Genomic DNA, 20,609 nt, shown 5'->3' with positions numbered 1-20,609 from the left:
GCTCTACACGTCGATGGACTACGTGAACCGCGGTTCCGGGACGCGACTACAAGCCTTGGATCTGACGGTTCGCAGCCTCCGCCGCGGAATCGCCCCCGATCCCGCGGTCTAGGTTGTCGGCTGCTTGGACTGCGGCGCGCCGTTTGGTCACACCTAATTTTCGGTAGATCGAGCGAATGTGAGTCTTCACGGTGGGATAGGCGATGCCGAGGTGCGCAGCGATCTCGTCAGCAGTCATCGTGGTTCGCAGAAAAGTGAGGATCTCTTTCTCACGTTCCGTCAGGACTCCGGCGAGTTTGGCAGAGAGCTGGCCCCGTTTTTCCAGAATCGTGCGTAGAAGTTCCTGGTGTCTCGACCCCTGTGTTGCGTGCGCGTTCAACAGATCGACGATTACCGGATCGCCGCTCAGAAATGGGGCGAGAATCCGCTCGGGGATTGCTTCCGCCAGCGCACGATCCAACTGCTCGTGCGCCTGCGGTCCACGCCCGGCGACGGAGCTCAGGGCGGCAGACGTGACAAGGGTGCTCACCAGCGCATATCGCGGCAGCGCGGCCGAGGTTGCCAAGCGAAGCGCTTGAGCCGACGGTTCCGGATCCCCCATGACTCGGTAGAGCTCCGCGAGAAGCGCGTGAGCGACCGCAGCACCTGTTCTGGTCAGCGTGGGCATTGCGATGCGGCGAGCTTGCTCGTCCTGTCCTTGAGCGTGGGCGAGCCAGGCCGTGGTGACGCGCCGCAGCGTATCCCAAGGAATGCCGTGCTTGTCCGCAGTGCTCACGCCTCGCAGCAGACGAGCGGCGTTGTGGTACCGGTCTTCCCGGTTCAGAGCGATCAGGCTCATTACCAGGTACAGACGGGCGAGCGCCTCGAAGTTGGTTCCGGGACTGCCCTCCTCGATGATCGAGTCGAACTGAGCGATCGCCTCCTCGAAGTCACCACGCCAGTAGGCGATGCACCCTCGATTCGACTGTGGGAGACCGCCTTCGAAGCGTTCCCAGTCGGACGCCACCTCTCGAGCAGGAAGGCCGTCGAGGATCTGTTCGGCTTCGGTGAATATCCCTGCGTGGGTGAGCGCGAAAGCCAAATTGGATTGTGCGAGACGCAACGTCTCCGTACGCGACTGCAACTGCGCCTCGTCGCCGGCCGAGCGAAGTAGCGCGATGGCACGAGGAAGGTCACGACGAAGCCTGATCTCGGTCCACCCGAGGAGGAAGAGCGCGGACGGGTAATCATCCTCGGGCTCACACTGGGCGAGCGCGTGGCGAGCGCGATCGGCGATGACGGCCTTGGTCGAGGTGTCCGGAGCGAGCAGCAGGTCGGTGAAGCAGACGACAAAATCGTCGGACGCCACCCGCAGACCCTGCCCGCGGAGAAACTCAGCGCCGTACGGATCACCGCTGAGATCGCGGCAGCACGCCCGTATCAGCAGGATGTGCGGATCGTGGGGATCGGGATGAGCAAGGCAGAGCTGCTCGAGTTCCCTGGTGTGAGATTCGAGAATCAAACGAAGCCAGTTTTTCCGCAGGACTCGTCGAGCCTGCTCCGCCTCACCAGAGGCGAGTGCGTCACGCACGGCTTCGATCATGTGTCGAAGATACTCGAGACGTTCGATGTCCGTGGAAATCCGGTCTCATCCGCTTCGGATGAGACCGCGATCGAAGCCTGCGGAAACCAGTGAGAATTGCCGGAATCAACCGAAATGCGCTAGTCGGCGGAATCCCGGTGCGCAGGCCTGACACGAAACGGATAAGACACATGAGCTTCTGGGAAAGCCTCGGCTGGATGCTGTGGGCAACCGTCTTCATCGGATATCTCTTCGCGCTGTTCGCGATCATCGCCGACCTGTTCCGCGACCACAAGCTCAGCGGTTGGTTGAAGGCCGTCTGGGTGTTCTTCCTACTCTTCCTGCCCATCCTCACCGCGCTCGTCTATCTCGTCGCCCGCGGCGAAGGGATGACGGAACGCAGCAACAAGGCCGCACGCGACGCCGAGAAGGCCGCCGAATCGTATATCCGCGAGGTCGCGGGGAAGAGTCCCAGCGAGGAAATCGCCACAGCTGCAGCACTCCTCGAAGCCGGATCGATCAGCGAGGAAGAGTTCGCCGCACTCAAGCTGAAGGTGCTCTCGTGAGTGCCGCGCGTTTCGGCCCCGTCGACTTCTACCTTCTCGGTCTGCCGGGGCAGAGCCTCGACCCCGCCGCGTTCTCCGCGCTCACCGACCTCACGGATACCGGCCTGGTACGACTCCTCGATCTGATCGTCATCTCCAAGTCCGACGACGGTGAACTCACCCTCGTCGAGGTCGAGGAATTGCCGAACGGCTTCGAGATCAACGTCGAAATGCTCGGCGCGTCCGGTCTGCTCGGGCATGAAGACATCACCGAACTCGCGGAGGCGATTCCCGCCGGCGCTTCAGCGCTGCTGGTCGCGCTCGAGCTGGTCTATCAGCGCGAACTCGCCGCCCGGACCGCCGAGTCCGGCGCGGTGTTACTGGGTTACGAGCGGATACCCGCACCCGTCGTCAATGCCCTCATGGACACGATCATCCCGAAATTGGAGGTCTGACATGCCGTACATCCCGAGACGAGGACGCCCCGGACTGCTGGGCCTCGCCGCCCGCACCGCGGTCGTGACCGGTACCGCGACCGCCGTCAGCGACGGTATGGCCACCCGCCGGCAAAGGAGAGCTCAGGCCGACTACGAGCAGGCGCAGTACGAATTCGCCCAGCAGCATGCCGCACTCCCGATGCCCACACCCGCACCCGCGGCCCCGGTCGATCTCGTCGCCGAGTTGCAGAAACTCGGCGATCTCAAATCACAAGGCCTACTGAGCGACGCCGAGTTCCAAGCCGCGAAAGCACGACTGCTGGGCTGATTCACCCGACGGGCCATGGATTACCGCGCCCGCTTCCGTACCCCGACACCGATTGGAACCCGCTATGTCCACGATCGCCGTCAACGTCCTGAACTTCAATCGGGCAGAATCCGATCTCATGTTCGCTCGCCTGGCCGCGGGCGTCGGCCTGGGCACGTGGAACCACACTCGCGAGCTCGGGTCACTCGACAACCAGCCGATCATCCGCCAGAACCGCGACACCCTGTACAGCAGCGCGATCATCGACGTGCGCGAAAACGTCACGATCACGGTGCCCGATACCGGCAAGCGCTACATCTCCGTCTGGGTGGTCAGTCAAGATCATTTCGGTCCTGTCATCCTGCGCGATCCGGGAGAGCACCTGCTCACACGCGAATTGGTCGGGACCGACTACGCCGCACTGATCGTGCGTATCCTCGTCGATCCGAACAGCCCCGAAGACGTCGCCGAGGTGAACCGGTTGCAAGACGCACTCACCATCGACGGCGGCGGGACGGGCGAGTTCCCGTTGCCCGACTACGACGAACAGTCGCAGACCGAGACCCGCGACGCGCTCCTCGCACTCGCGCGTGGCATCACCACCTACGACCATTCATTCGGCACCGCGACGGAAGTCGACCCGATCAGGCACCTGCTCGGTACCGCATCCGGCTGGGGTGGCCTTCCCGAGTACGAGGCCACCTACGTCAACTTCGACGAACGTCTCCCGGTCGGGGAATACCGTCTCCGCCTGAACGTTGTTCCCGTGGAAGCGTTCTGGTCGGTCTCGCTGTACAACGCAGCCGGATACTTCGAAGAGAACGCCTTGGGCGTCAACAGCATCAACAGCCTCACAGCCACCCCCGACTCCGACGGCAGCACCACCATCCGGTTCGGCGTCAATCTCGACGGCGTCGCGAACGCACTGCCCATCATGCCGGGCTGGAACTACGTACTGCGCCTGTACCGCCCCCGCCCCTGCGTGCTCGACGGCACCTGGACGGCACCTCGTCCCGAGGCCCTCCAGCAAAGCGTTCCCCACGCACACACCACTCTCGGGTGACTCGACCTGATCACGGAGGTACAAGCCATGCGTCTGTTATTTCAGCTCGTTTCGCAATGTGTACTCGGCGCGATCGCGCTGATCGTCGTGCATTTTGCGCTGCCCGGGGTCAGCCTGAGCGTGAACGGTTTCTTGGCCGCTATCGGTGTATTCACCCTCGCCCACATGATTCTCGGCCCATTCGTGCTCAGCGTGGCACTGCACTACGCGGCTCCGCTCGCGGGCGGTGTCGGCTTGGTCGCCACGCTGCTCGCGCTCTGGGTTGCGACCCTGGTCCCCGACGGCATTGAGATCAGCGGCGTCGGGTCCTGGATCCTCGCCCCGATCATCGTGTGGGTGATCACCGCGTTGGGAGGATGGATCTTCATGGCTCTCGTCATCGACAAGTGGATCAAGAGACGCAATGCCGAAAAGCTCGTGCGCAGTGTGCAGAAGGCATGAATGATCAGTTCAGAAACGGAACCCACAAGGAGTCAGCCATGCCAACTCACCCGCTCGATCGTCGCGTTCTCCTGAAGACCGCTCCGAACTTCCGGGATCTCGGTGGCATTCCCGTTGCTGATGGCACCGTCCGCGCCGGCGCGCTCTACCGTTCGGCGACGCTCGCGAAACTCGACGGCGACGACGTCGCCGCGGTCGCCGACTTGGACGTCCGGACGGTCTACGACCTGAGGACCGCTGCCGAGCGCGACGACGCACTCGACAATCTCCCTGACTCGACGCGGACAGTCTGGCTCGACGTACTTGCCGACAATGCCCAAAACGCCGCGGCCACCGGACTACTCATGACGGACCCGGTCGCATACGCCGAGACCATCAGCGATGGACGTGGGATCGCACAGATGGAGGAAGCGAACCGCAACTTCGTCAGCCTGCCGTCCGCCCTCGACGCCTACCGCGCGTTCTATCTCGACCTGATCGACGAAAAACGCACCGGTGCAGCACTTTTCCACTGCACCACCGGCAAGGATCGCACCGGGTGGGCCGCGACCTCTTTCTTGCTCCTCCTCGGCGCCGACGAAGCCGATGTACGCGCCGACTACCTGGAGACGAACACCGATCTGGCACCTATGACGGAACCGATCCTCGACTTCGCCGCAAGCAAAGGCGTTGACGGAGAACTGCTCCGGCCGCTCCTCGGAGTCCGCGACAGCTACTTCGACGCCGCGCTCGACGAAATGCGCACGCAATTCGGCGCAGTCGAGGACTACGCAATCAACGGACTCAAGCTCACCTCAGAACAAATCACCGCGCTCCGCGAGCGGTTCACATCACGATCGGGCTTCGTCAGCGCGACGTGATCGGAGCTCTTACCGGGCAGGAATCCGTGCTCTCGTCCTGCTTCTTCGGTCGATTGTCCACCCGGGTGACCACGACGACGGCGACGATGCCCACCGCCAAGCCGAGAGCGGTGAACGGAGTGAAGGATTCTCCGAACATCAGTGCGCCCCAGACCGCGGTGACGGGGGCGATCAAGAACATCAAGGTGTTGACGGACGTGATGCCGATGCGACGAAGCAACAACCAGTACAGCCCGTATCCGCCGAAGGTCGACAACACGATCAACCAGAGCAATGCGATCCAGAATGTGCCGACACTCGGCGGTACGGCAGCACCCGAGACGATCGCCAGAGTTGTGAAAACTATTGCGCTGGTTGAGCAGTGGATGGCCAAAGCCTGCAGTGGCGGCGTGGACGTGGGAGCGCGTTGCTGGACGAAGGTGGATGCAACCAGGCTGAGCATCCCCAGGAACGGAATCGCGTACGCCCACCACGGCGCAGATGTACCGGCCCCGGCGTCGGCTGCCGTGACCATCGCGACGCCGGCCAGTCCGATCGCCAGTCCGATCCACTGCATCCGAGGGACTGCGACGCCGAGGACCGGACCGAGCAGCGCGGCGGCCACCAGCGGCTGAATACCGTCGATCAGCGCTGTGGTTCCGGTGTTCACGCCGAGATCGACTGCCCAGTACACAGACAACAGGTACCCGCTCTGGGAGAGTATTCCGATCACCACCTGCCTGCCGAAAGCCCGCGGTGTCGGCATCGCGTTCCGGCGCCGGGCGGACAGCCAGACAATCGGGACCAGTACCGCCGCAAGCGGGAGAAAACGCCACATCAGCAGCGTGGAGACCTCGGCACTGCCGGCGCCGAGTTTGGCTCCGATGAATCCCGAACTCCAGCACGCGACGAACAGGACCGACAAGGTAGCCGTCACGCCAGATCTCGAGGTCACGATCCGAGGTATACCGATCTGTTTACTCATGAGCTCGACTATACAGATCGGTATACTTTTGTCCATGGCAGACGAATCCGTACCCGAATTGACTCCGAAAGCACGTCGCATCCTGGAGTCGGCGTCGAAGCTGTTCTACGAAAATGGAATTCACGCCGTAGGCGTGGATACCGTCGCACTGGACGCCGGGGTCACGAAGAAGACTCTGTACGAGCGGTTCGGCTCGAAAGACGGCCTCGTCGTGGAATATTTGAAGGATCGAGATCGGCGGTGGCGAGCCTTTCGCGACAAGAAGCTCGCATCAGCCGGGCACAGCCGCGCCGAGCAGTTGAGTGCGGCATTCGACGCTTCCGCCTCCTGGTCCAAGGCGAGCGGAGGCAAGGGTTGCAGCATGGTCAACGCTCACGCCGAGTTCAGCGATCGGTCACATCCGGTGTTCGCTGTCATCGCCGAACAGAAGCAGGAAATGTTGGACGTCTTTCGGCGCATTCTGGCGACGGACGGGGAAGCCGACGAACGTCTCGTCGAGGCAATCATGCTGCTTCACGAAGGCGCCCTCGTCGCAGACGGTATCGGTATCGGCACCGACCCCTTCGACGTCGGCCGGGATGCGGCCCTCGAAATGCTGAAGCATTCCGGGTGATCCACCCCTCTCCACACATTCCAGAAGACCCTTCGACAGAGTCCACACCTGAAATCGAGATCATTCCTCATAGGCGCCACAAACTGACCGTCAACCATCGCCTCGCCCGACGAATACAGGAAACCCGCACATCACCGCGCACGGAGGTCGGGGTTCCTGTCGACAATCTCATGCAAGGCATCGGTTATCGCCCGCACGCGGGCCAATCTGATCAGCTCGCGCGGGACAACGAGCCAATACGACCTCCGAATTACGAACTCGTCACGCAGCACCGGCACGAGGTCATCGTCGGTCGCGCCGATGTACGTCGGCAAGGGCGCGATTCCCACACCGTGCCTGACTGCCTCGTAGTGACCAGCGATGTTATTGGTCTGGATCTGCGCTCGCCCGGTGGGCAGTATCCGGTCGAGGATACGCAGAGGTTCGACATCCAAGAACGCGTCCACATACCAGACGAGCGTGTGATGACGTAGGTCGTCCACCGACGAGATCGACTCGTGCGTCTCCAGATACCGACGCGAGGCGTAAAGCCGCAAGTTGTAGTCCGCAAGTTTGCTGACGACCACAGATCGGGGAGAGGGACGCTCCAATGTGACGGCGACGTCGAAGTCACGCCCGGTCAACACATCGTGGGTAGTCGAAGTCAGCACTTCGGTGTACAAATCCGGGTGCCGGGCACGTACAGAGCGCAGGCCCGGAACCAATACGAAGGCACCGAAGCCGTCTGGGGTCAGGATCCGGACCGTCCCGTTGAGGCTCGGCGACGCCGAGGCGGTCGTCTCACCGAGCGCAGAAAGTAGCGTCGACTCGATACTCTCCGCGTAGGGAACCAATCGCCTGCCCGCCTCGGTCAGCTGCCAGCCCGAGACGCCGCGATCGAAAAGCCTTGCTCCCATGTCTTTTTCAAGCCTAGAGATTCTCCTGGAGACCGTGGTCTGATCGACCCCCAGTCGCTTCGACGTATCCGAAATACGCCCCGTGCGTGACAGTTCCAGCAGAAAGCGCAGGTTGTCAGAAGTGAACATCGCCATTCCCGTTCTTGGCTGCAATTTTGCATTGAGTACTGCGATCTTACTTGTTGACGACGGCAATTCTGCGGCACAGACTCGAATCAACCCCAGCCTCAGGAGTGAATAGTCATGACTGTCATCGCACATTGGATCGACAACAAGATCGCCCCCGGTTCGAGCGGAAACTCCGCTCCGGTCACGAACCCTGCGACCGGCGCCGTCACTGGCAGTGTCGCGCTCGCCAGCGTGCAAGACGCACGCGCCGTTATCGTCGCAGCTGCTGCTGCGTTTCCCGATTGGCGCGACAGTTCGCTCGCCAAGCGCACCGCAATCCTCTTCGCGTTCCGCGAACTGCTCAATGACCGCAAGCACGAACTCGCAGAGATAATCACCGCCGAGCACGGCAAAGTCCTCTCCGACGCACTCGGCGAGGTGTCAAGAGGCCAGGAGGTCGTCGAATTCGCTTGTGGCATCGCGCACCTGCTCAAGGGCGGTATGACCGAGAATGCCTCGACGAACGTCGACGTCACCTCGATCCGTCAACCGCTCGGCCCGGTCGCGATAATCTCGCCGTTCAATTTCCCCGCGATGGTCCCGATGTGGTTCTTCCCCATCGCGATCGCCACCGGAAACACGGTAGTACTCAAGCCGTCCGAAAAAGTTCCATCTGCTTCGCTGTGGATCGCGGCGCTCTGGGCCGAGGCAGGACTTCCAGCGGGCGTGTTCAACGTCCTGCAAGGCGACAAGACAGCTGTCGACGAACTTCTGACCAACCCTGCGATCAAGGCCGTTTCGTTTGTCGGTTCAACCCCCATCGCCCAGTACGTGTACAGCACCGGCACCAGCCACGGAAAGCGCGTTCAGGCTCTCGGAGGAGCGAAGAACCACGCGATCGTCTTGCCTGACGCAGACCTCGATCTGGCCGCCGACGCAATGGTCAACGCCGGATTCGGCTCGGCCGGCGAGCGCTGCATGGCGATCTCGGCACTGGTCGCCGTCGGCGACATCGCCGATGAACTCGTTGGCAAGATCGCCGAGCGAACCCGCACCCTGAAAACCGGTGACGGCACGAAGAACTCAGACATGGGTCCTCTGGTGACCAAGGCCCACCGCGACAAGGTCGCCTCCTACGTCGACGCCGGTGAGGCGGCCGGCGCGACGCTCGTCGTCGATGGCAGGCACGTGCAGGCGAACGGTGGTGAGGGCGGATTCTGGCTCGGCCCGACCCTGATCGACCACGTCACCACCGACATGAGCATCTACACAGACGAAATCTTCGGCCCTGTGCTCTCGGTCGTGCGAGTGAACTCCTACGACGAAGCACTCGACCTGGTGAATTCGAGTGCATTCGGGAATGGCACCGCGATCTTCACCAATGACGGTGGCGCAGCACGTCGCTTCCAGAACGAGATCGAGGTCGGCATGGTCGGGATCAACGTCCCCATTCCCGTCCCCATGGCCTACTACAGCTTTGGCGGTTGGAAGAACAGCCTGTTCGGCGACACGCACGCTCACGGTACCGAAGGAGTCCACTTCTTCACCCGTGGGAAGGTCGTCACTACCCGCTGGCTCGATCCCAGCCACGGCGGCATCAACCTCGGCTTCCCCGAAAACAACTGAGTTCTTGTCCCGTCCGAATACGACGGGCCGGGAAATACATTCACAACATTCGAAGGGATCGGCATGGTTGCCAACATTTCATTTCCCCGGTTCTTGAAACTTGGTCCTGGGTCCGTCGAGAGTCTCGGCGAAGTGCTGACGGATCTGAACATCGAGCGTCCGCTTCTTGTCACCGACGCGTTCATGGTCAGCAATGGTTCTGCCGATCGATTGCTGAAGATCGTTGCAGCAGCAGGAAAGAAGGCCGCACTCTTCTCCGAGACGGTTCCCGACCCCACTACCGATTCTCTACAGGCTGGTCTCGACGCTCTGACCGCCCACGATGCCGACTCGATCATCGGCTTCGGCGGCGGCAGCCCGATGGACACGGCAAAAGCACTTGCCGTCTTGTTCAAGCAGGGCGGCGTCATGCGCGATTTCAAAGCCCCTCGGGTGTACGCGGGGCCGGCGCTTCCGATCATAGCCATCCCGACGACGGCAGGAAGTGGCTCGGAAGCAACACAATTCACGATCATCACGGATGTTGCCAGCGACGAGAAGATGCTATGCCCTGGGCTTTCTTTTCTTCCGATCGCCTCGATCGTCGATTCCGACCTCACGATGTCGATGCCGCCGAGACTGACGGCCGACACAGGTGTCGACGCACTCACACACGCGATCGAGGCCTACGTCAGTAAGAAGGCAAACCCCATCTCGGACGGGCTCGCACTGTCTGCGATGAAGACAATCGGGGCGTACCTCTTGCGCGCGTACCGTGACGGCTCAGATCGAGAAGCACGTGAACAGATGATGCATGCTTCCACTCAGGCGGGTATGGCATTCTCCAATGCGAGCGTGTGCCTGGTACACGGGATGAGTCGTCCGATCGGCGCACATTTCCATGTGGCGCATGGACTTTCCAATGCAATGCTACTTCCGGCGATCACCGCGTTCTCCATACCCGGGGCGCGTGATCGATACGCCGATTGCGCCAGGCAGCTGGGCGCGGCCGACCGCCGCGATTCAGACGAGGCGGCCTCGCACAAGCTGGTCGACTTCATCGATACTTTGTGCGTCGACGTAGAGGTACCCAGTCCGCGCACATTCGGCATCGACGAGTCCCGCTGGGAGGAGCTCATTCCACTGATGGCGGAACAGGCCTTGGCGTCGGGTTCTCCGTCGAACAACCCGGTGGTGCCCAGCGCACAGGAAATCGTCGAACTGTACCGGAGAGTCTATCGATCCTGACCACTTCGGCCCGGTCAGCATGGTCTCGTTCAGACTGTGCTGACCGGGCCTGTCGAGTTTCGGACGATCAGCTTGGTTTTGAAGATTTTCTGCCTCCGCTTGGCGCCGTCGATATTGTCGAGCAGCATGGAAGCTGCGGCGCGCCCCTTCTCCACCAGCGGTTGACGCACAGTGGTCAGATCCATGAGTTCGGCGATTGGCGCATCGTCGAATCCGACAACCGAAACAACCTCAGGTACTGAGATATTCATGCCACGAAGCACGCTCAAGGCAGCGACGGCAAAGACATCTGATGTCGTGGCTATTGCGGTCGGATTCAGTATCTCGACCATCGAGCGAACAGCACGGACGCCGCTGTCACGATCGATACCTGAAGCCTCGTAAACCTCAATCGAGATACCGGCATCTCCCCGTGCAGTTGCAGCATCGAAGTACCCGAGGATCCGATCTCGCTGGACCCGCTCCGAAGAGTGTTCGACAACTGCCTTGGAGATCGGCCCATCGGTGCCACCGATGTTCAAACGTTCGCAGACCACACCGATTCTTCGGTGCCCGAGATCCAAGAGATGGGCCATCTGCTTGAATCCCGCAGCGCGATCATCGATTCCGATGAATGGCAAGCCGCAGTCCGCGGGTGAATCGATCGCAACTGCCGGCGTTCCTGAGTGAATCAGGGCCGCAATGATCGGGTGGGTAGGAGTTACATTGTGCAGGACTACTCCGTCGACCAAACCTCTGACCGCGGGAGAATTGAATCCTTCTTCCCTACTGGAGACCAACGGCAACAAAGTGAGGGCAACGTCGGCGAGTTCGTTGACTTCGACTACCCCCTTCATCAACAGCATGGTCGACGGGTCTTCCAGTGCGTGCCCCAACGACTCCATCACCATGATGCCAACCGCTCCAACTCGGCCGGAGCGCAGGCTACTGCCGACGATGTTCGGCCCGGCGTAGGACAGAGACTGAGCGACTGCGTAGATGTGATCGCGCTGCGATGCAGAAACTTTCGGAGAGTTACTGAACGCGTATGAGACAGCGGCTTGGGAGACGCCTGCTGCCCGCGCCACGTCCTTCATCGTAACCACTGAAGCGACTCCCCTTGCTCCGGACGAATCATCCGCCGTAACCCTTGACGATCTCACGAATTCTATCGTGGTCTCGTTTCAACCGAGTGTTGGCTTCGGTTGACCTGTCGTCACAGTAGATGGTGTTCACACATTCGCCCACACCGGACTGCATGCGTCCAAGCTCTACGAAAGCCCCCGAAGAGCTCGACACGGTATGGCACATCGTCTTTCCGCCCCGACATCGCCGTGTCGATCTCGCCACAGAGGTTGCATCGAGCTCGCACGGCCAGCGGCACAGACGGCTTGGGCATAGGCAACGACGAACCGATATGGCGACACGTGACACAGACGTACCCCACTTCTTCCTCCATACGGTGACTAGCCATGTTCGTCGCCCCACTCCTGCCGTTGCCTCGATAGTTTCAAAGATGTTTCTGCACTGAAGGTCCCGCGAATGTACGAACGATGACGTCCGTGAGAGGTACTGTCGGCAGCGGCGATTACCCCGACCGAACACTTCGGGAGACGGTAGGCGCGACACCGTGGTTTGCGATACTTCCGCCTGTCGCGCCACATCTCAACCTTCACCTTGTTTCACCACCACAGACACGAGTGAATCGTATCACCAGGTGATACGATTCACTTAACCCTCCACGAAGAAAATCAACGAAATGCTCTACCCGAAGTTGACCTTCGTGCTCGTCCGCACGAAATGGGCACAGCTTGTCATCTTCGCACTTCTCGGAGCTTGCCAAGCCTCTTGGGTGACAGTGACACCCGACGTCAAGAATGCACTCGAGCTCACCACCAGCGGATTCGGTTTCGTCATCTTGGGACTGCCCGGTGGTTCCCTGTGCGGATTGCTGGCAACAGGCCGTCTCATTGCCGCGCGCGGAGCTCGCAGGGCGATCGGTATAGGTTTAGCCACGACAGGAACCGCCGTCCCCCTCATCGAAGTCGGAACGCTAGTTCCTTCCGGAACGTCGCGACGAACTGATCGCCGAACCCTCCAGCAGCTCAAGACCTTTGACTGCCAACAGCAAGCGCTGCCGTGTTTCCGGGGCATCAAGGGATTTTCCGAGAATCGTGGAGATCCGCTCCAACCTGTTGTACAGAGTTCTGCGCTGCACGTAGAGTTTGTCCGCCGCTTCGGTCTTGCGCCCGTCGACGCTGAGAAACGCACGCAGTGTCGGCAGCAGCGGACTGGCCGAGTGCGCATCCTTCGTCAACAACGGACCCAATTCGTCTTCGACGAAGCTCGCCAGTTCCGGGCCCTGCGCCAGGGTCACCAAAATCCGCTCGACCCCCAGTTCGTCGAAGTGAAGGACACCACCAGAAGCTCGGGCGACCGCCGCAGCACTGCGCGCTTGAGTGAGCGCGACAGCAACCATGTCACGTGAAATAGCGCGGCTCACACCGACACCCGCTCCGACGAAACCGACAAGATCCTCGATCTCCGGCGGACGGCCACTCACTTCCGGCGCCACCGTGACGATGTAATCACCCATGTCGGCACTGATCGCATTGGGACTGCTCCTGCGCTTGGGCCGGATTCCACCAGAATCGTCACGAGTATTCTTGTTGGCCACGAACACTCGCATCAGGCCAGATCCGAGCCGATACCCCAGACGACTGGCCTGCTTCACGAACTCATCGCCGGAAATTTCTCCCAGCAGCAAGTGTGTCATCAAAGCGGTACTGCGCTGATCGTCACGCGCCTCGCGGCTACGATCGGTGAGAAGCGAGATCGCGATCGCTGCTGCTGCCCGCTCCGCCGCGAATTCAGCCGAGAACGGCGCGGTCGGCGATTGTCCCTGGAGCACGTGGATCCACCCCCACGGTTGACCACGCATGACGACGGGCCTTCGGACACAATCAGTTTCATTGTCGTGCGATACTCTGGCGTGACGATTCCACTCGTCGTCATCGAATTCGACACCGTCCACTGAAAAATAGACCGTCACCCGGTGCGCGATGTTTTCCAGAACCACCGTGCTGTCGGTGAGCGCCGCCAGAGTCTCCACTATTCCGAGATGGTCTGCGCCGTCGAGCAGCAATCCCGAGAATGTTGCTTCGACCTCACGCTCACGAGTCAGGCTCCGAAGTCGCATTTCGGTCAGAATTTCGTGCACTTGGGCGGAGACTCCGGCGAACGACACTTCGTGGGTCAACGCGATCACCGGAAGCAGCATTTGTTGGGCTTCCTGTACAACAGCTTCAGGAACTCGATCGAACATGCGACCGGATTCTTCGATCGCCAGAGCTGCCGCACCCGCTCGAGAAACCGCCTTCACGTAAGCACGCTGCTCGGCTTCTGTTTCCCCTATACCGAGGCCCGCCGTCAGCAACAATTCGCCACCGCTGAGAAATCGTGCGATATCGGGGATCTCGGACGAGTGAACCCATCGGACTTCGCGTTGATCCAGGTCCGTTCCGTTGGTGAGTACGTGAGGACCGGCCGCGCGGATCAGTGAGAGTTCCAGAGCGTCCGCAACCGTGAAAGACATGTCAAAGACACTACACAAAACGTGTCGCCCAGCCGAGACATCTTTCCCGCCTTGCGTCTAGCTGTGAATGCAGTCACAGGACAGTATTTCTACAACCCCAGGGCTTCACCGGGGGGCGCCAAACAGAGTTGAGACATATGGCGAACCCGCTTCCTACCTGTCCGAAGATTTGTTTCAGCGCCCATATAGACCCGGCCCACCGTCCGAGTAATCGCTACCGGTTCACGAACCGAACGCGAACTGCATGGCACCGATCCAAATCTCGACACGCACAACGCCGTGCCGCCGGGTGACCTGATTTCGCTCTTTCGACCGAACACCGACACACCCTTTCGAGGAGTCCTCAATGCCCCTGACCGAAGACCAGCAGAAACGGCCGCCAAGCGCGCGAATCTCTGTCGATGACGTCGGCCGTTCCACTCGTTCCGCGGCACCCCAGCCGCCCCACGCATCCTCGCAGGAATGGCTACCTGCTCTGCTCAAACGCATTCTGCCAAGCACACCGTCGCAGGTCGTTCAGCGGGTGATGCTGACTGTACTGGCCGCATCGGTGGTGATTCTGTGCATCGCCAACCCGATCTTTCGGCAGTCGGACAACCTGCTGAACGTGCTGCAACAGGCGGCGATGGTCGGAATCATTGCCGGCGGTATGCAGCTGATGATTATCTCAGGTGGCTTCGATCTCTCGGTCGGAATCGTGGCAGCGGCAGCCGGATGCGCGGCAGCGTACGTCAGTCTCCAGCACGGTATAGCCATCGGAATTCTCGTCGGATTGGTCGCCGGTCTACTCGCCGGCTTCGTGAACGGCATCCTCGTAGCCAAGATCGGCATCAACCCATTTGTGGCCACGTTCGGTACACAAGCCGTCGTCACCGGACTGCTGTACGCCGCAACCGGCGCCACCCCGATCGCTCCTCTTCCTTCCGGATGGACCGATCTTGGCTTGAGGAACATCGCTGGAATCTCCTTTGCCAGTCTCACATTCGTCGTGGTCATCCTGATTCTGTTGTTCGTCTTACGATGCACGCTCTTCGGCCAGCACATCTACGCCGTCGGGAGCAACAAGGAAGGCTCGCGTCGTGCCGGAATCCATGTCGATCGGGTTCTGATTGCCGTCTATGCCATCGGCGGACTGTGCGCTGCCATCGCAGGAATTCTTCTCGTCTCGATCTCGGGAATCGGGAGTCCGGCAACAGGTACACAGTGGGCACTCCTCGCCATCGCCGCCGTCATCATCGGCGGCACACCACTCACTGGCGGAGTCGGCGGCATCAGCTCCGCGGTGATCGGCATCCTGTCGCTCACCGTCCTCACAAACGCACTGAACCTGTACAGCGTTTCCGCTTACTGGCAGCCGGCGCTGACGGGTACGGCCGTTCTGCTCGCAGTCGGCTTCGAAGCGTTCCGCAGCGCCCGCAAACGCTGATACGTCCGATTCCAGTCGCAGCCAACCACATTCCAGGAGTGACAACATATGACCGCAAGAAGAACGTCCCGAACAATCAAAACCGCATTTGCCCTTTGCCTGGCCGCGTTCGTCGCCGTCGCACTCACGGCCTGCGGAACCGCACCTTCCTCGGGTGCGAACAAGACGCTGGGCTTCGTGGTGTACGACGTCGGCGTCGACCCGTGGATGAACGTAGCCATCTCGACTGTGCAAGAAGAAGCTGAAGCTGCGGGATACAAGCTCAGTGTTGTCAACGGGCACAACGACATCGCTCAGATGAGTAGCGGAATGGACCAGCTGGTCACGCAGAAGGTCGACGCAATTCTCCTCGCCCCCAGCGACCAGGACAGCATGACTCCGTCAATCAAACGAGCCGAAGCAGCAGGAATCCCGGTCATCGCATTCTCCCTGGCGCTGTCAGAAGACGCCCCGGTCTCCTCGTTCGTCGGGACCGACGACGTTCAGGTCGGACGCGAGCAGGCGAAGATGGTCGCAGGAGCAATTGGCAATCGGGGCAACGTCGCCTTGATGACCGGCATCCTCGGCAGTGGGCCGCAGATCGGTCGGTCGGAAGGGTTCCGTGCCGAACTGCAGGAGAACTTCCCCGACGTCAAACTCGTCGAAGAGCAGCCGAACAACTGGGCGAACGACAAGACCATCAGCCTGACCCAGGACTGGCTCGCGAAGTATCCGGCAGGGCAGATCAACGCCGTCGTCGCGCAAGGACCCGAATTGGCTGCGGGCGCCCGCCTGGCCAAGTCGATGGGCCGAAGCGAAATCGTCTTCGTCGGCAACGACTATCCGGAAGAGATGCGCGAGAGCATCCTCGCGGGAGACACGTACGGAACCATCAACGGCGATCCCAAGGAGATGGCGCGAGAAGCTGTCGCCGCCATGCTGACCCTGCTGGACGGTGGCACGGTGCAACCCAAGATCTTCGTCCCGATCCCGCCCGTAACATCCGCCAATGTCGCCGACTCTCCCGCAGCGTACTGATTCGAGACGACCCCCCCCAGATCGGAACCACCTCAATGAGTACTATCACCAACACCACCGAGCCTCTTCTCCAGACTACGAACCTCTCCAAGTTCTACGGCGGCGTCAAAGCTTTGCAAGGCGCCTCCATCAGCGTCGGACACGGTGAGCACATCGCCATCATGGGCGACAACGGCGCAGGCAAGTCCACCTTCGTCAAGATCCTTTCCGGCGCGCAACCGTCGAGTGATGGCACCATCCGATTCGACGGTGCGGACTGTGAGTTCCAAAGCCCAATCGATGCACGCGAAGCCGGGATCGAAACCGTCTATCAGGATCTTTCACTCGCAGACGACCTCGACGTCCTGACCAACCTGTTCCTCGGGCGTGAAGAGAAGCTGATCAACCTGGGCGGCTTGAGCGTGCTCAACAGACGCAAGATGGCCAAGCGTGCAACCGAATTGCTCACGGAGATCGGAGTGAACGTGCCCGAGGTACACCGGACCGTTCGGGGTCTCTCCGGTGGCCAGCGCCAGGGTATCGCCATCGCCCGCGCATCCGGTTGGGGATCGAAGCTCATCATCATGGACGAACCCACAGCGGCATTGGGCCTGCAGGAGACCGCCCACGTCCACGACATCATCAAACGCCTCAAACAACGCGGAGTCGCGGTCATCATCGTCAGCCACAACATGCAACAGGTGCTGGAACTGACCGACCGGGTGTACGTTTTCCGGCGAGGCCAGGTCGTCGGGTGCCGAAACACCAAGGAAACCACCGCCGACGAGATCGTCTCGATGATCACCGGCGCCCGACCAGCAGAAGCCGTCGCGTAAGCAGCTGTAGCTGCAAGCAGATCGACGTACAGGCCCGTCTGAAGTCACCACGACTGTCGACGGGCCTGTTCGTGTCGCGGATCCGAGACTCACTGTCTCACCGTCACCGTCGGCGTCGGACATCCGAGACCCTTTCCATCGCCCACCTGGCCCCCACCGCCCCAGACGAGGCAGAACTACAGCCGCCGAGACGAAAAGTGCTCGGGCCCAACCTGATGAGGTTGGGCCCGAGCACTTTCGGTGTTCGGTTAGTTGATCTGTATTCGGCCGTCGACGGCTTCGATCCGCGGGATCGGCAGTGCGCGTACGGCAGGCGGGGCTGTCACGAACTCCTCGACGGTCGGCACTTCACCGTTCGGAATCCTCGGCTTCATCACGGACGGGTCCATGATCACGACTGTATTCATGTTTCCCGGATGCGTCTCCAAACCGAACACGGCTACTGACCGACTGCTTCGATCAATGCGCTGAGGTGGGTGTAGCTCTTCTTCGCGGCGTCGAGCGTGCCGCACTCCACCGACAAGACGACGTCGTGGTCGGCCGCGGCGAGTGTGTCGACGATGCGCTTCCAGTCGATGACGCCTTCACCGCATGCGCATCCCAGCATGCCTCGCACTTTTCCGCGTAGACGTTTCGCGTCGTCTAACGCGATGTCCTTGGCGTGCAGGTGCGTGACCTGACCGATGATGGCTTCGAGCCACTCGTGCGGATCGTTCTCACTCAGGTAGCTGTTTCCGGTATCGAGGTTGATCGTCAGGGCAGGACTGTCGACCAAATTCATGATCTTGTCGAGGCGCTCCGGAGTCGCGGTGTACGGCCCGTGGGTCTCGATTGCGATCTTGATACCCCGGGGTTCCGCGACCAGCGCTGCCTCCTTCAGGGTGTACCGCATGAGCGTGTAGTTCTCTTCCTCCGTGGTCCAAGACGGGGTGGGTCCATCGTCGACCATGATCATCGGAGAACCCACCTCCGCGGCGTAGCGGATGGCCTGGCGGAAGTACTCCACTGCCACCTCCGGCTTGGCGAGTGGCGCGTGGCTCGACAGCGACGAGATGCTGAGACCGCGATCTTCGGCCGCATTCCGCAGGATCAACGGATCGTCGAGCATGGAACGGCTGTGGAAATATCCTGCTGCACTGAGCAGTTCACGACCCCAGTGCACCATCGGCTCGACGTACTTGTAGCCGATCTCGGCAGCTTGGTCCATGGCCCAATCGAAAGAGCCGTTCTCGTATCGCGCGAACTCCAGATTAAGTCCGAGTTTGATGTTGCCCATGACTTACAACTACTTTCCGGTGAGGGGTGGGTCAGAAGCCGCGCTGGTTCACGTAGTCGTCTCGAACTTCGCCGTGGTAGGCCGGTACGGTGATATCCCACCAACCCATTGCATGCATCTCGGTCCAGGGCAGCTCGCGAGCACTGATCGCCTCGATGACTACGGGGCCCTCGGTCTCGAATGCGCGCTGAACAGCGGCGCCGAGCTTTGCGGGATCCTCGACTCGCTCGGACTTGCATCCGAGGGACTGCGCGAACGCAGTGATATCGGCGAAGTACGGGGATCCATCCGGCAACTTCCAGCCTGAGATGATTTCCCGTTCCGCGCCGAAGAGATTGATCTGGAGGTCCTTGATTGCTTCCCAGCCACCGTTGTTCAGAACGACGAAGACGACATTGACGCCGCTCATGGCGGCAGCTGCGATCTCCGTGCCGGTCTGTAGGAACGCGCCATCGCCGACGAGCGCGAGAACCGGCTTGTCCGGTGCGCCGATCGCGGCGCCGATCGCGGCAGGTACACCGAATCCGATTCCGGAGAATCCGCCGGCAACGATGTTGCTCTTCGGCTCGTAGATCGGGAATTCGTTGAACGCCTGGTTTGCCGGGTTGCTGGAATCGGTGACCAGAATTCCGTTACGCGGAAGGACCTTTCGGATCTCGACCATTGCCCGCGAGTTGGTCATCGGCAAGTAGTCGGTCTCACGCATAGGGCGCAGGTGCTCGTCCCACTGTGCCTTCAAGTCCTGAAGTTCGGCGTAGTAGTCGGTTGCCCGGAAGTCGTAATCCGCTGCCGGTGCGCCGAGTTCGTCGATCAGAGACGAGAGCGAGGTCTTGGCGTCGCCGACGATCCCGACCTCGACCGGGTAGTTGCGGCCGATCTCGAATCCGTCGATGTCTATGTGAACGAGTTTCGTGTTAGGGATGTCGAATGTGACTCCTGGGCGATACGAGGACGTGATGCGATCGCTGAACCGGCAACCCACTGCAAGAATGACGTCGGCGGTCTTGGTGACTCCGTTACCCGGAATCGATCCCATGTCGCCGCACGGCCACGCGTACAGATCGTGGTCTGCAGGGAATGCGCCTTTGCCCTGGAAGGAGTGCGTCACGGGAGCGCCGAGACGTTCCGCCAGTGTGAGGAGTTCAGCACCGGCCTCGGCTGCGATGACGCCTCCGCCAGCGAGGATCACGGGACGCTTAGCACCCGCCAGTAGCTTGGCTGCCTCGGCAATGGCGACGGGATCACCAGTCGCCCGGGTCTGAGCTCGGCGCGAGTACAACTCTGGAACATAGTCGCCGTACTCAGCTTGCAGGTCCTGCGGGATATCCACCAGGACAGGCCCTCTGCGACCTTCGAGCATCGTGTTGAACGCCTGAGCCATCGCGGAAGGTAGCTGCTCGAGTCGACCGGGCTGCCACCAGCGCTTGACGACCGGCTCGACCATCCGTGGGAAATTGTTCCCGTGCGGCCGATCGATCTCCTGGAGGACGCCGCGGTTCTCCATATACGTGTGAACGGCGCCGGTGATCAGAATCATCGGCTGCGAGTCCGCGAACGCAGTCGCGATTCCGGTTACGGTGTTTGTCGCTCCCGGTCCGATGGAAGTACAGACGGCCGCGATCTTGCCCGATGCGCGGTAGTAGCCGTCGGCCATGTGTGCGGCGCCCTGCTCGTGGATGGCGGGAACCAACTCGATTTCGTCGGCCCGGTCGACGAACGCATCAAGTAACGCCGTATTGCCGTGTCCCGGAATAGCGAATACCTTTTCAACTCCTTCACGGATCAGTATGTCGACCACCATCTGGCCACCGGTGAGCTTTTGCACAGTCATGTTCTTCACTTTCGAATCGAAA

General features: G+C 61.0%; 20 protein-coding genes. 12 read left to right on the top strand and 8 right to left on the bottom strand.

What is annotated here, in order from left to right; genetic code table 11:
- Positions 1-46: 46 nt before the first annotated feature.
- Positions 47-1,582 carry a helix-turn-helix transcriptional regulator gene (locus tag QM596_RS03745; protein WP_042923949.1) on the bottom strand — a complete coding sequence of 512 codons (1,536 nt, stop codon included), beginning with the start codon at positions 1,580-1,582 and terminating at the stop codon, positions 47-49.
- 170 nt (positions 1,583-1,752) lie between these two features.
- Here QM596_RS03745 and QM596_RS03740 point away from each other — a divergent pair, with 170 nt between their 5' ends.
- From QM596_RS03740 to QM596_RS03715, 6 genes are all read left to right on the top strand, one after another.
- Positions 1,753-2,127 (top strand): PLDc N-terminal domain-containing protein, encoded by a 375-nt coding sequence (locus QM596_RS03740; protein ID WP_283308168.1) that lies wholly within the window; start codon positions 1,753-1,755, stop codon positions 2,125-2,127.
- Positions 2,124-2,561, top strand: a complete 438-nt coding sequence (locus tag QM596_RS03735) for a DUF6325 family protein (RefSeq protein ID WP_283308167.1) — start codon at positions 2,124-2,126, stop codon at positions 2,559-2,561. The genes QM596_RS03740 and QM596_RS03735 overlap by 4 nt, the downstream gene beginning before the upstream one ends.
- A 1-nt stretch (position 2,562) precedes the next feature.
- Positions 2,563-2,871: an SHOCT domain-containing protein gene (locus QM596_RS03730; RefSeq protein WP_007729626.1), complete on the top strand. Its 309-nt coding sequence runs from the start codon at positions 2,563-2,565 to the stop codon at positions 2,869-2,871.
- 64 nt (positions 2,872-2,935) lie between these two features.
- Positions 2,936-3,913 (top strand): DUF1214 domain-containing protein, encoded by a 978-nt coding sequence (locus tag QM596_RS03725; RefSeq protein WP_283308165.1) that lies wholly within the window; start codon positions 2,936-2,938, stop codon positions 3,911-3,913.
- Positions 3,914-3,940: 27 nt separating this feature from the next.
- The gene (locus QM596_RS03720) at positions 3,941-4,354 is read left to right on the top strand and encodes a phage holin family protein (RefSeq protein ID WP_003940418.1); all 414 of its coding nucleotides are present in this window, start codon (positions 3,941-3,943) and stop codon (positions 4,352-4,354) included.
- A 38-nt stretch (positions 4,355-4,392) separates the two neighbouring features.
- Complete coding sequence (locus QM596_RS03715; RefSeq protein ID WP_046380059.1) at positions 4,393-5,214, top strand: tyrosine-protein phosphatase; 822 nt, start codon at positions 4,393-4,395, stop codon at positions 5,212-5,214.
- On the opposite strand, the gene QM596_RS03710 is transcribed toward QM596_RS03715, so the two are convergent.
- Positions 5,201-6,130, bottom strand: coding sequence for a DMT family transporter (locus QM596_RS03710; protein ID WP_283308763.1), 930 nt, complete (start codon positions 6,128-6,130; stop codon positions 5,201-5,203). The two genes, QM596_RS03715 and QM596_RS03710, sit on opposite strands and share 14 nt — an antisense overlap.
- A gap of 82 nt (positions 6,131-6,212) precedes the next feature.
- Here QM596_RS03710 and QM596_RS03705 point away from each other — a divergent pair, with 82 nt between their 5' ends.
- Positions 6,213-6,791: a TetR/AcrR family transcriptional regulator gene (locus QM596_RS03705; protein ID WP_283308164.1), complete on the top strand. Its 579-nt coding sequence runs from the start codon at positions 6,213-6,215 to the stop codon at positions 6,789-6,791.
- A gap of 131 nt (positions 6,792-6,922) precedes the next feature.
- Here QM596_RS03705 and QM596_RS03700 read toward each other — a convergent pair whose 3' ends face one another.
- Complete coding sequence (locus tag QM596_RS03700) at positions 6,923-7,816, bottom strand: LysR family transcriptional regulator (RefSeq protein WP_058037608.1); 894 nt, start codon at positions 7,814-7,816, stop codon at positions 6,923-6,925.
- A gap of 114 nt (positions 7,817-7,930) precedes the next feature.
- Here QM596_RS03700 and QM596_RS03695 point away from each other — a divergent pair, with 114 nt between their 5' ends.
- Both QM596_RS03695 and QM596_RS03690 read left to right on the top strand, forming a co-directional pair.
- The gene (locus tag QM596_RS03695; RefSeq protein ID WP_283308163.1) at positions 7,931-9,421 is read left to right on the top strand and encodes a CoA-acylating methylmalonate-semialdehyde dehydrogenase; all 1,491 of its coding nucleotides are present in this window, start codon (positions 7,931-7,933) and stop codon (positions 9,419-9,421) included.
- 63 nt (positions 9,422-9,484) lie between these two features.
- Positions 9,485-10,648 (top strand): iron-containing alcohol dehydrogenase, encoded by a 1,164-nt coding sequence (locus tag QM596_RS03690; RefSeq protein WP_133727154.1) that lies wholly within the window; start codon positions 9,485-9,487, stop codon positions 10,646-10,648.
- Positions 10,649-10,677: 29 nt separating this feature from the next.
- Here QM596_RS03690 and QM596_RS03685 read toward each other — a convergent pair whose 3' ends face one another.
- Both QM596_RS03685 and QM596_RS03680 read right to left on the bottom strand, forming a co-directional pair.
- Positions 10,678-11,724, bottom strand: a complete 1,047-nt coding sequence (locus tag QM596_RS03685; RefSeq protein ID WP_019745461.1) for a LacI family DNA-binding transcriptional regulator — start codon at positions 11,722-11,724, stop codon at positions 10,678-10,680.
- Positions 11,725-12,680: 956 nt separating this feature from the next.
- Positions 12,681-14,222, bottom strand: coding sequence for a PucR family transcriptional regulator (locus tag QM596_RS03680; protein ID WP_283308162.1), 1,542 nt, complete (start codon positions 14,220-14,222; stop codon positions 12,681-12,683).
- Positions 14,223-14,568: 346 nt separating this feature from the next.
- Here QM596_RS03680 and QM596_RS03675 point away from each other — a divergent pair, with 346 nt between their 5' ends.
- The 3 genes from QM596_RS03675 to QM596_RS03665 are packed head-to-tail and all read left to right on the top strand — an operon-like array spanning position 14,569 to position 17,480.
- Entirely contained in the window at positions 14,569-15,648 is a 1,080-nt protein-coding gene (locus QM596_RS03675; RefSeq protein ID WP_019745464.1) for an ABC transporter permease, read from the top strand.
- Positions 15,649-15,696: 48 nt separating this feature from the next.
- Entirely contained in the window at positions 15,697-16,665 is a 969-nt protein-coding gene (locus QM596_RS03670) for a sugar ABC transporter substrate-binding protein (RefSeq protein ID WP_097386818.1), read from the top strand.
- A 35-nt stretch (positions 16,666-16,700) separates the two neighbouring features.
- On the top strand, positions 16,701-17,480 hold the full coding sequence (locus QM596_RS03665; protein ID WP_070795630.1) for an ATP-binding cassette domain-containing protein: 780 nt from the start codon (positions 16,701-16,703) through the stop codon (positions 17,478-17,480).
- Between the two features lie 248 nt (positions 17,481-17,728).
- On the opposite strand, the gene QM596_RS03660 is transcribed toward QM596_RS03665, so the two are convergent.
- Genes QM596_RS03660 through QM596_RS03650 form a run of 3 tightly spaced genes read right to left on the bottom strand, consistent with a single transcriptional unit; the run spans position 17,729 to position 20,587 of the window.
- On the bottom strand, positions 17,729-17,869 hold the full coding sequence (locus QM596_RS03660) for a hypothetical protein (RefSeq protein ID WP_153211537.1): 141 nt from the start codon (positions 17,867-17,869) through the stop codon (positions 17,729-17,731).
- Between the two features lie 50 nt (positions 17,870-17,919).
- Positions 17,920-18,756 (bottom strand): sugar phosphate isomerase/epimerase family protein, encoded by an 837-nt coding sequence (locus tag QM596_RS03655; protein WP_019745468.1) that lies wholly within the window; start codon positions 18,754-18,756, stop codon positions 17,920-17,922.
- Between the two features lie 31 nt (positions 18,757-18,787).
- Positions 18,788-20,587, bottom strand: a complete 1,800-nt coding sequence (locus QM596_RS03650) for a thiamine pyrophosphate-binding protein (protein WP_031330783.1) — start codon at positions 20,585-20,587, stop codon at positions 18,788-18,790.
- Positions 20,588-20,609: the final 22 nt, after the last annotated feature.

The sequence above is a fragment of the Rhodococcus sp. IEGM 1406 genome (assembly GCF_030056745.1).
Lineage (GTDB): Bacteria > Actinomycetota > Actinomycetes > Mycobacteriales > Mycobacteriaceae > Rhodococcus_F > Rhodococcus_F erythropolis.
Note: the sequence above shows the minus strand (reverse complement) of the source record. Positions and strands in the feature narration are given on the sequence as shown.